The sequence below is a fragment of the Zhongshania aliphaticivorans genome (assembly GCF_902705855.1).
Classification (GTDB): domain Bacteria; phylum Pseudomonadota; class Gammaproteobacteria; order Pseudomonadales; family Spongiibacteraceae; genus Spongiibacter; species Spongiibacter aliphaticivorans_B.
Window position 1 is genome coordinate 584,387 of the sequence record NZ_CACSIJ010000001.1, and the last position, 11,063, is coordinate 595,449.

An 11,063-nucleotide genomic window follows, 5' to 3' on the forward strand; every position below is an offset into this window, starting at 1 on the left:
AATATCCGCATGAATCTGTTTCAGCTAGTCTCTCCCGGAGGGGAATAAATGAAAACGAATACCTTAGCCTTATCGTTAACATTGGCGGCGAGCTTGCTTGTTGCCTGTGGTGGTGGCGGTGATGCCCGCAGCCCTGACCGTCCAAGCCCTGGCTTAGACCCAAGCTCCCTCCGTATTGATTTCCCTAATGGAAATCAACTTGCTGGAACCGGCACCAACAGCATTCAAGCGAGAATGTTAGCGCTACAAACTGATGGCGTAGAGAATAACCTAGGGCCCGAGCTTAACGTTACAGCTGGAACCCAATGGACTTTAGGTGGAAGCATTGGCAGCCCTGCCATAGCCAAGCTTGCGGATGCGGTGAGAGACGCGGGGCAACTTCGCGACGTATTAGATATTATTAGTACCGTTAGACTTGCCAGCACAGACACCTTGAAAAACCTTACAATTACCGGCAAATATCCGCTTAAAGGCACCACCTACACCATTACTGAACCATTCACAGTAGTTCCACCACTGGTTAGTGGGCCGAAGTACATTAGCGGCCAAACGGTTATTGCTTTTAACCCGTCTAACCCTGCGGCCAAAGTAAACGCCAGCTACAAACTTTTACAAAAATTACAAGGTTTACCCGGTGTAACTGAAAATTCAACAGCAAATGCAACATTCTGCTCCGACAAAAACACTATCTTTACATTTGGCACTACCAGCACCGATGCCAGCGGTGAAGCATTTGCACCTGCCACAATTAGCAATCCCTTTACTCCTAGCAACCAATCACAAGTCTCCGTCAGGATTAAAGCTATAGAGAAAGGAGTTCCCTGCAACGACCCGAGTGAGGTCGAAATCGCTTCTCTGATAATAGAGCTAGTCCCAGCAGTCGTAAGTAAAGTGGCCATTTGTGCAGTCACCAATCCAGCGGCAGATGCTTGCGATTCAAGTCAAATATTCTTCAACGCAACAAATTACTTAAATGATTGCAAAGGTTTGAACGAAACCACCATAAAAGTACCTGCGGCACAGCGCCTGCAGTTAGTGGCTGAACTCACTTACACCAATCCACAAAACCCAAATCAAGCCCCCATTACAGCATACCAATGCTCTAGCCCAGACATACTGGCCTGGTCTGCCTCCCCTGTGCCAACTACGATTTTCGCAGAAGGTCCAGATGAAGACGATGGCGATGCGTCATTAATTGGTCAAAACGAATACGATGCGCTTGCTATAGAAGACCGCGTCAACACAGTCAAGGGAACCTATACCAACAGTAACACAGGGTCGATTATTTCCGATTCTCTAGACCTACAACTGGTTGACGCTGAAGTAACTGCAATTACCATTGTTCGCGCTGACGGTGAAACACCTCCAAACAATGCCGACACTATTTTCCTAAACGTATTTAACGACGGCATTGATTACATTGCGATGTGTACCTTCAAAGACTTTGACAGTACCGATACCATTGCCTGCCCAGAGGCGTTTGTGGACTGGGAGCTTAACAACACTGACCGCCTTAGCGTTAACCCCAAAGAAAATAGCAACACAACTACCGTTAACCCTAAAGATGATGCGGTTGCCGGTGACAGCATCGTATTGTTGCGAGCTAGATATACCGATGGGATTTCTGACGTAGAAGCAACCCGTACGATAAATGCTATTGATGATGAGGTTGTTGAACTTCATCTTTACCAAGCATCAAACGCCAACTCGCCTGACGATGTTTCTATTGACGAGTTCTCCTGCGTTGGCCGTACAGACCTAGTGGGCACTGTAGCTGATGGTGAAAACTACCTTCGCGGTAACCAGCGCTTCTACGCTTTCGCACTATTTGAAAGCGGCGCAGATGACATGAGCGACGCATTTTTAGCCAATCCAAAAGCAGACGACTCTCCACTGGTCGATGTAACTGACCGCGAGCGCCTTATATTCTCAGCCCTCTCAGGATACTGGTCAGGCAACGCAAGTGCTTCACCGAGCTGTGTATCAAGTGCTGCACCGAGCCTTCCTGGTACGGACTCACTTCCCGGCCTAGATCAACTACCTGGTTTTGACCAACTTCCTGGCCTAGATCAAATTCCTGGTCTGCCAGAAACATCTAGCACACCTGCTGCAAGCTTTAGCGGTCAAACTAAAGGCTCACTTGAATCACGCGGCCTACTGCGCCTAAGCACAGTATGTGTGCAGGCCTTTATCGACAGCGATGACGATGGCTTTACCGAGGGTGATATTGTCACTCAAGAAGGCTCTACGGTTCTGATTTTACCTGCCGCTGACGATGACTTACTGATCTTCTCTAACGAGCTATGTGAAACACTTGAGCCGGTATTGACCTTGGGCGGAAACTTCCCAGGCTTAGAAGGTCCAGGCATTGTACTTCCACTGGTGTACACCATCAGTACAATTGCAGATCCGATTCTCACAGCCCTTGCCACCAACGATGACGGCGGCGCAATTCCCGGCGAAGAAATTGTTAACGCACTGATCACCGGTAATTTCTCTACAATTAATGAGAATTTACCTGATAGTCCGATTGGCGGCCTAGGCCAAGTAACTAATGGATTACTTGGAGACGGCTCTCCATTAAGCCCAGTCATTACTGCGCTTGATGCATGTGTCGTAGATCCGCTAACAACAGTAGTAGGCACTTTGCTAGATGCCTTACTGGGCCTCAATCCAGGTGCATTTAGCGAATTAACTGGCATCAGTTTTGATGATTGCCAAGACGTATTTGGGAACTTCTCTATTCCCACGCTCCCAGGCGGCGCACCGGGCTTGCCAAGCATTCCTGGCCTGCCAACACCTTAGTAATAACGAATAAGCGCGGCCGCAAGGTCGCGTTTTAATATGTGCTTGAACATGGAGAATATGTTAATGAGTCAAATGCGTAATATAACGCTTGCTCTAGCTGTAGGGTGCAGCGCTTTTTCTGCTTTTGCGGCAGACGATGAAGAAACAGTAATTGATAATCGCTGGCGCATGCACGGCATAATCGGCACCACGATTGCCGATAAAAGCGATTTTGATTCAGGCAATGAAGGCAAAATCGGCCTAGGTAAGCCAATTAGCGCCTACGTTATGGTCGATACCCACCTTAATTATGGTGAATTCAAAAACTCTAAAGATGACACCTACAGCCGTACTGCGGGTGGCTTAGACTTTTTATACTTCCCACGCGGCGCATTCATGCTAGATGCCGACCCAGTTCAACCATACATCGGTGTAGGCCTGACTTACCACGAAGTAGAATATGATGCAGGTACAATCACTGCCACTCAATCTGACTATGGTAGCGATCTTATCGGCGGTTTTACCTATGAACTTGATACTGTCGCGATACGTGGCGAAGTCCGCTATCAAATTGATAGCATCAAACGTCAAACACCATTATTTCCAAGCGATGAAAACTTCTACACTTATGCTGTCTTAATTGGTATTTCTGTTCCCTTCGGTGAAAAGCCACTGCCATATAACTACGACTCAGACGGTGACGGTGTACCAGACCGCTTAGATAAATGCCCAAACACCCCTCGCGGTACACCAGTTGATTCTACTGGCTGCCCATTGGATAGCGACAATGACGGCATTCCAAACTTCCGTGATCAGTGTCCCAACACACCCCCAGGTGCACGGGTTAACGTACACGGTTGCTCAATTGATGACGACGGCGATGGCGTACCAAATGACATTGACCAATGTCCAAATACACCACGCGGCGTACCTGTGAATGCGCAAGGCTGCCCACTTGATAGCGACGGCGACGGCGTACCTGACAAGATTGACCAATGTCCTGGCACTCTACCCGGCTTGAAAGTTAACTCACGCGGCTGTGTTATCTCACAAACCGTTGAGCTCACAGGCGTACACTTTGAGTTCAATAAATCGCGCTTAATGCTCGACTCACAAACCATTCTAGATAAAGTGGCCGAGTCGCTGTCAAACGAGCCTGACGTTAGCATCATCATTATGGGCCACACCGACTCTGTCGGCAGTGACTCTTATAACCAAACGCTGTCTCAGTCACGTGCGCAGTCGGTAGTTAATTACTTAACAACCAAAGGCATTAGCCGTTCACGCCAACAAGCGAAAGGTTACGGCGAAAGCAAACCAGTCGCAGACAACAACACTGACGAAGGCCGTGAGCGCAATCGCCGTGTTGAATTACAGGTTATCAGCCCGAACAGATAAGGTTGGTTAATACTGAATAAGGGCGGTTTTACCGCCCTTTTTTATTGCCCAGCGTTTTGTGACTACGACTAAAATCAATCAAGATCAGAAAACAGATCCAGTTGCTCCTCATGCAAATGCGGCAATATGCTCTTTTTATTTTGTTCTTCTTTTACAGAAAAACGCACACCAATACCAATCAAACGCAGTGCTGAAGCCATTCGTGGCCAGGCCTCCTCCAGCAAGCCTTCGAAAAGCGCCAAGTTCAGCTCACCGTCATAGCGTCGGTCAATCGTAGTTTGTCTAAAATCTGCAGACTTCAATTTTACAAAAGCACCAGAAAACCGCTTTTCACCAACACCAAGCAAGCGCTTTTCAAGCTCAGTGAACAAACCNGACACCGCAGATTTAGCGATATCAACACCGACAAGGTCCTGCGCAAAGGTCGTCTCTACACTCAATGATTTCCGCTCTCGATGTGGCTTAACTAGGCGCCCATCAATACCCCTAGCATAGTCGTACAATTGATGGCCAAACTTGCCAAACAGAATTAGTAACTCATCCAATGAGCGTACTCGCAAATCTGCACAGGAAAAAATTCCGTGTTCAGCCATTCGCGCCGCCATCACTTTACCCACGCCATGAATCTTCTTTACCGGTAGGTCTAACACAAACTCATCAACTTTAGCGGGCGTAATCACCGTTAAGCCGTCAGGCTTATCCCAATCACTTGCCACTTTTGCCAAGAACTTATTCGGCGCCACACCAGCAGAAATAGTGATCCCAACCTCATCTTTCACCTGTTGACGTATCGCCTGCGCAATACGCGTAGCACTACCTTGAAACTCAGTGCAGTTAGTTACATCTAGATAAGCCTCATCCAAGGACAGAGGCTCTATTTCCGTGGTATAGCGACTGAAAATATCTCGTATCAACAAAGCAGCATCGCGATATTTATCCATACGGGGAGTTAAAACAATAAGCTCTGGACAACGCCGCATAGCACTCGCTGTAGGCATAGCCGAATGTATGCCAAATGCACGGGCCTCGTAATTACAGGTTGCGACAACCCCCCTACGATCCGCAGCCCCCCCCACGGCGACGGGACGCCCCTTTAAACTTGGGTCATCCCGCAGCTCCACTGAGGCATAAAAGCAATCGCAGTCGCAGTGAATTATCTTACGCAAAAAGCACCACTCACCAACCCGCCCAAACAACTGTATAAATAGCCAGCAAAATAACAAATACCATCCCGCAAGTCACTAATGAATGTGCGCTATACTAGTGACATTGTAAGTAATGCGAGCAATTAAGAAATGGCAATTGGTAGCTGGACCCCTGAAAAAGAAAAAGACGCGCTCTCAATAGATTCGCGGTGGCTGCAACGCTGTATTGCAATTAGCAACGACGATCAGTTAGAAGAGCTGCCAGCACCATTTACGAGTGATGAACAACAAAACTACAGCGTCTTTATGCGCGTATCACAAGAGCACTGGCAAACCGCTGCCGAGGAACTCAGCAACGACGACATTATTGCCTTAATCCGCTTTTTCACCCGTGCGGAAAAACTCATTAGCGGCTGGGACGCTGGCAAAGAATCTCCCGCTATATGGCTTAATAAAGCACTGCGTAAACGCGGCGAAAAACTGGATCGCGAAATGCTTTTATGGATTCGCAATAACACCGACAACCGTTTCATTCCAAACGGTGGCCTTTAACATATTTAGTGCCACACCAATAAATATCTCACTTTTTTGGATTATTTTTGTCGAAGCCAGCCAATTGTTCGGCACTGGCTTCACGTTGAAATTCTGCCTTCCATTGTGAATACGGCATACCATAAACGCGCTCTCGCGCCGCATCGTAATCGACGCTCAAATTCTCATTCTCCGCTGCCGCCATATACCATTTAGACAAGCAGTTACGACAAAACCCCGCCAAATTCATTAAGTCGATATTCTGAACATCTTTACGTTCGTCTAAATGGGCTAATAAGCGACGAAATACCGCCGCCTCAATAGCATCAATTTGCGTTTTATCCATTGTTTCGTCCTAATAAATTAAAGTTTCACTGTGCATTATCGCAAAGTTTGCTATGTTATGGCTGTTGCAAGTAGTGAAGTTCGTCGATTAATACAAAATAAACGTTTACCGAGGCTCGCTGATATGACAAATAAGAAAATGGATCCCGTTGCACTGATCCGCAAAGAAATTGAATCACTTGAAGCAAAAGTTGAACAACTGCGTGATCGCTTAATGACTGATGCCAATAAGGCAATTGATAAAGCAAAAGCACAAGCAGAACGCGCCCGTGAAAAATTAAAAACAGAACAAGCTAAGCTTGGCGAATTACAGAAAAAAGCCAAAGCTAAAATGGACAGCCGGATTCAAACACAAGTCGATCGCGCCCACTCTGCTGTCGAGAGCGCCAAAGAGTTAGAGCTTGATGCTAGAGCCGTTATGATTATGGCAAAAAACCAACTGGCCGAACTTAAAGGTGATTATCAACGGGCTAAGGCACTAGCCAAAGCCGCCCAAGATGCCGCGAAAAGCTTTGACAGCAAAACCAAAGCTGCACCCCAAAAAGCAGCGGCAAAGAAAGCTGTAGCCAAAAAAGCACCGGCGAAAAAGGCTGCGGTTAAAAAAGCACCGGCGAAGAAAGCCGCTCCGAAAAAGGCTGTCGCCAAAAAAGCGGCCCCTAAAAAGTAGCTACGACCCCAGAAACATCGCTAGCAACAAGGGTTGTAAAGCAGCCAACACACGCTTTACAACCCTATTCTCACCGCTACCTACCAAGATTTCTGAGCCAGTCAGTATTTATTAATACTCCTAATAAGCGAAAACTGCGTATTGAGGAGTTAACCACGACAAACCTACGTTTATTTATTAACAATAATATAAGTTAATCCTTCGTCACCCAACAATAGAAGTACCATCAGTGGGGTAGATATTCTCCACCATTCACGTCAAGCGCGGCGCCGGTAACTGCGCAAGCGTAGTCAGAACCCAAAAATATCGCAGCTTTTGCACAATCGGCATCGTCAGGAATATGGCCAAGGGGAATATTTTTCGATACCGCAGCAACCTGCTGCTCAACAGTCGGGCCACCTGCGTCAGCATTCATTTGCAGATAACCTTCCACCGCCGGCCCCCACATCCATCCCATATACGCAGAATTAACCCGAATATTATATGCACCTAACTCCAACGCTAAATGCGAGGTTGCACTCGCCAGTGCGGCTTTAGATGCACCATATCCACCTTGGGTATGAAGAGGCTTGCGGGTAACCATCGTGTTAATCATAACAATAGCACCACCGCCCTGCTTTTTCATTTGCGGTATGGTTTCTAATGTTAGCGCCATCGTGCCAAACAAGTTCACGTCCATAGCAGCGCGCCAACTATCGAGATTCGCACTCTCTATCGGGCCAAACTCACCCGGATTATAAGCACTATTAAAAAGCACATCGATACGGCCAAAGTGGGAAATAGTTTGCGCGACCAGGTTCGCACATTGCCCTCGATCGCGAATGTCGGTCGCAATTTTCAATACTTGAGTGCCTAAACCTAGCGCGGCGATCTCAGCTTCAGCGTCATCGAGTTTGCTGTGTGTACGAGCGCACATTGCAACCGAGGCGCCCTGCTTCGCTGCTTCGACAGCTAATTCCTGCCCAAGCCCAGGGCCAATTCCAGACACAATGACTACCTTGCCTTGTAAAAGCATAATCTGATCCTGTTATTAAAAATTATTGTAATGACAGTAACCAGCTTAACGGAGCCAGAGAAATTCAACACCACCCATTCGGACGGGGTTGATCTGCAAAATGGGGACGTTGTACGACTAGATTTCCTACGACGTTTGCGCCTCTAAAATAGCCTTTATTTTCTGCAAAGTTGTAATAGGTGCCTCCACTGATAGCCAATTAAGTAACCACGCGGGAATCGGCCCGGCTGGATCAGCGTGCATCTCTGCTTCCAAGCTAATCCCGCCCTGTGCCAATGGCGTAATCACCCAGCTATTTACTGAGTCACGCACCCTTACTCGATCACCGTACTCCGGTACCCCACTCGCAATTGCTTTACCATGCATGGTAGCGACTCCGGTGTCGGTATCTCGATGCCATTTGACTTCCATTATCATATCGCGATCTTTTACTGGCCACGGAAGGTCATGGTGAACGTAAATCTGTTCCACATCAGCTGCTGGGCTAGCCACTAAATAGGCCTCAACACACATCTCGTCCCAACTCGGACGAAGCTCAACGTTTGCCAAAAAATCTACTGCGCTTTCAATATCTGTATTAATAATAACCTCGCCCTTCACAGCCCGAATCGGTGAGTGTGAGACGGCGCGACTGTAAACCTTGACTCCGTGATCAACTTTTTCTAAGCGCCAATCATCGCTAAGGCCATAACTCGCTGGCACTTGGAGTAAAAGCACAACCACGCCCAAAGGAATCACATAAAAACCCGTAAAACGCGTTAAGGTAGCGCGCCATGCTTCACACCGACTAGACATCAAATATCTCCAATTGTGAACTCAACACCTAAGCGAAAAGAGCGCGGCGGATTAAAAATAGTGAGTATACCGCCGGTATTTGGCGTATCGAATACAACGGCTGGCTTAAACTCATTAGTCAGGTTAGTACCAATTAAACTAAATACTGGTGCACCAGGCCAATTCGGCATACTCAAATTTGCGGACGCACCGAACAACTCAAGCGGCGGATGCTCATACGTATGCGCCAGATTATTATAATTACGGTTCTGATAGGTGTACGACAAAGTAGCACTAAATTGACCGTCTGCCAGCGGGTAAGCCCAGAGTAATAATGCCGAACCCGAAACCGGTGAAGAACCGGGTAATTCAGTACCCGCCGGGGCCGGCCCTTGGAAATCGTCAAAAAATTCGGTGGTTTGCGCATCCACATAAGAACCATTTAGCTTTAAATAAAAACCTGCCGGCAATAACATATTTACACCGACCTCGAATCCCCTGTTGCGCGCGCCACCAACATTGTCAGAATACGCAAATGCACCGGTGTAATCACGCTGCTGCACTTGCATATCAGTCCATTCCAATTGGAAAACCGTCGCATCGACCTGCAACGCGCCATCAAACCACTCTGTACGAATACCCAACTCATAGTTCCAAATTTCATCGGACTCAAAAAATAAAGGCACATTAGGGTCACGGCTTGGATTCTGGTTCGCCCCCGCATAGCGGAAGCCTTTTACTGCGGAGGTAAACACAGAGAGCTCATCGCTATAGCTCCATTGCAGGGTAAACTTTGGATTAAAAACTGTTTCACTAATCGTTCCTTGATCACGCCCCAAATTCACACCGGTGCTATCGAGGGGCAAGGCATCTATAATTGGTGTAAGTAAACCCAGCAAGGGATTTGTGGCGCTTAAGCCACTCACGGGATCAGCGATAGTAGAAATATCTGCAACAGTAGACTGTTCAAAATAACGTCCGCCGAAACCAAACTCCCAGCGATCGCCAAATTTGCGCTTTACATCAAAGAACAGCGCTAACTCCTCGGCATAAACGTCACCTTTTAATTGCAGAATATTACCCGTTAACTCAGTACCCAACTCCAGGCTTAAGAACTGCTCACTCTCTATATAAAACAAGCCGACTACATAATCCCAATCTCTGAACACCCACCAATTCGACTCGGTTGGACTTGCCGACACCAATCGCAACTCTGCACTCGGTTGCGAGGAATAAATTGTAGTATCACCATACAGCCCCACCCCTAGCGGTGACGTGCCAAAAAACTGCGAATAGTCTAAACGCTGCGGATAGTCCTTATCTAATTTACTCACTACCAAGCTCAGGTCTGCTGATTCGAAACCGTACTCTGTTGTTAAAATAACAATGTCAGTACGCGAGTCTAAGACATCAGCAAAAAATCGATTGGAGTGGGTCGGATCTTGATCGTTATCAGCAAAAGAGCCATCGTCTTGATGGGTTTCCCGTCGCAACGCGTTCAAGCGAAACTCTAACTTCTCAGTCGCCCGCCAACTTAGCAGCGCCCGAAACTGCTCTGAATCTGTGGAATTTATATCGTCCCGACCAGAACGAATATCTTTCACATATCCAGGGCGGTCACCTTTGCTGGCAACAACCCGCGCAGCTAAATTCTCACCAAAGGGTTGATTCCACATCACATCATAGCGGTGCGAATTTCCAGAACTCTTATCTAATGTACCAATATTCGCAGCGATCTTACCGTAGGCGCCCTCATAATCGGGACGATTAGGAACATAGCGCACCGCACCAGACAAAGCTGAGCCGCCAAATAAGGTGCCCTGCGGACCTTTAAGAATTTCAACTGACTGTAGGTCAAAAGGATCTATATTTGGCTGCGGACCCAATATAGAAGGATTAACAAGTGAAATATCTTCGTAAAACATCCCGAAAGTTCGGGTAAAGAACGTAAAGAATGTGTCAGTGGATACACCGCGAATAATGATCTGCGCAGCTTCAGGATCCAAGCCTGGGCTTACCGATACGCCGGGAGAAAATCGCGCGATGCCTTCGACATTTTCAACACCAATTTCTCGCAGGGCCTCACCACTAAAAGCATCGATACTCAGAGGTACGTCTCGCAAATCCGCTTCTCGCTTCGTGGCTGTAACCACGACCTCCTCCAAAACGCGTGAGCGTAGCACCGATTTTCCGCTTTTCACGGTCTCACCACTAACTGGCTCTACTGCAAAAGATTGAAGCGGACAACACACACATATAACAAAAATTATTCTCGACGAAAACCATGTAAGCCTGGCCATACCCATCTCCTTGGGAAGTAAATCAATATTTTTATTATGAGTGTTCCACTGCTCGAATCTCAAAAATTCGCTCTTAATAAGATGAGCGCAATTAATGGCCA

Annotated in this window: 9 protein-coding genes; 4 read left to right on the forward strand and 5 right to left on the reverse strand. The window is 47.3% G+C overall.

What is annotated here, in order from left to right:
- The first annotated feature begins 48 nt into the window (after positions 1-48).
- Positions 49-2,805 (forward strand): hypothetical protein, encoded by a 2,757-nt coding sequence (locus GVJ32_RS02660; protein WP_159238478.1) that lies wholly within the window; start codon positions 49-51, stop codon positions 2,803-2,805.
- Positions 2,806-2,871: 66 nt separating this feature from the next.
- Complete coding sequence (locus GVJ32_RS02665) at positions 2,872-4,185, forward strand: OmpA family protein (RefSeq protein WP_159238479.1); 1,314 nt, start codon at positions 2,872-2,874, stop codon at positions 4,183-4,185.
- 74 nt (positions 4,186-4,259) lie between these two features.
- Here the strand turns inward: GVJ32_RS02665 and dinB are convergent, their stop codons facing one another.
- Positions 4,260-5,408, reverse strand: coding sequence for a DNA polymerase IV (dinB, locus tag GVJ32_RS02670; protein ID WP_435808057.1), 1,149 nt, complete (start codon positions 5,406-5,408; stop codon positions 4,260-4,262).
- 72 nt (positions 5,409-5,480) lie between these two features.
- Between dinB and GVJ32_RS02675 the strand changes: the two genes are divergently transcribed.
- Positions 5,481-5,882 carry a hypothetical protein gene (locus tag GVJ32_RS02675; RefSeq protein ID WP_159238481.1) on the forward strand — a complete coding sequence of 134 codons (402 nt, stop codon included), beginning with the start codon at positions 5,481-5,483 and terminating at the stop codon, positions 5,880-5,882.
- 28 nt (positions 5,883-5,910) lie between these two features.
- Here GVJ32_RS02675 and GVJ32_RS02680 read toward each other — a convergent pair whose 3' ends face one another.
- Complete coding sequence (locus tag GVJ32_RS02680) at positions 5,911-6,207, reverse strand: DUF1244 domain-containing protein (protein ID WP_159238482.1); 297 nt, start codon at positions 6,205-6,207, stop codon at positions 5,911-5,913.
- Between the two features lie 57 nt (positions 6,208-6,264).
- On the opposite strand from GVJ32_RS02680, the gene GVJ32_RS18180 reads away from it, so the two are divergent.
- Positions 6,265-6,873 carry a hypothetical protein gene (locus GVJ32_RS18180; protein WP_200841307.1) on the forward strand — a complete coding sequence of 203 codons (609 nt, stop codon included), beginning with the start codon at positions 6,265-6,267 and terminating at the stop codon, positions 6,871-6,873.
- 226 nt (positions 6,874-7,099) lie between these two features.
- Here the strand turns inward: GVJ32_RS18180 and GVJ32_RS02690 are convergent, their stop codons facing one another.
- From GVJ32_RS02690 to GVJ32_RS02700, 3 genes are all read right to left on the reverse strand, one after another.
- Positions 7,100-7,888 (reverse strand): SDR family oxidoreductase, encoded by a 789-nt coding sequence (locus GVJ32_RS02690; protein WP_159238483.1) that lies wholly within the window; start codon positions 7,886-7,888, stop codon positions 7,100-7,102.
- 126 nt (positions 7,889-8,014) lie between these two features.
- Positions 8,015-8,683, reverse strand: a complete 669-nt coding sequence (locus tag GVJ32_RS02695) for an START domain-containing protein (RefSeq protein ID WP_159238484.1) — start codon at positions 8,681-8,683, stop codon at positions 8,015-8,017.
- On the reverse strand, positions 8,683-10,815 hold the full coding sequence (locus tag GVJ32_RS02700; RefSeq protein WP_159238485.1) for a TonB-dependent receptor: 2,133 nt from the start codon (positions 10,813-10,815) through the stop codon (positions 8,683-8,685). The genes GVJ32_RS02695 and GVJ32_RS02700 overlap by 1 nt, the downstream gene beginning before the upstream one ends.
- Positions 10,816-11,063 lie beyond the last annotated feature (248 nt).

Excerpts from the sequence above, each read along its gene's own strand:
- GVJ32_RS02660 (WP_159238478.1), top strand. The coding sequence starts at position 49 with ATGAAAACGAATACCTTAGCCTTATCGTTAACATTGGCGGCGAGCTTG.
- GVJ32_RS02665 (WP_159238479.1), top strand. The coding sequence starts at position 2,872 with ATGAGTCAAATGCGTAATATAACGCTTGCTCTAGCTGTAGGGTGCAGC.
- GVJ32_RS02675 (WP_159238481.1), top strand. The coding sequence starts at position 5,481 with ATGGCAATTGGTAGCTGGACCCCTGAAAAAGAAAAAGACGCGCTCTCA.
- GVJ32_RS02680 (WP_159238482.1), bottom strand. The coding sequence starts at position 6,207 with ATGGATAAAACGCAAATTGATGCTATTGAGGCGGCGGTATTTCGTCGC.
- GVJ32_RS18180 (WP_200841307.1), top strand. The coding sequence starts at position 6,265 with ATGGCTGTTGCAAGTAGTGAAGTTCGTCGATTAATACAAAATAAACGT.
- GVJ32_RS02690 (WP_159238483.1), bottom strand. The coding sequence starts at position 7,888 with ATGCTTTTACAAGGCAAGGTAGTCATTGTGTCTGGAATTGGCCCTGGG.
- GVJ32_RS02695 (WP_159238484.1), bottom strand. The coding sequence starts at position 8,683 with ATGTCTAGTCGGTGTGAAGCATGGCGCGCTACCTTAACGCGTTTTACG.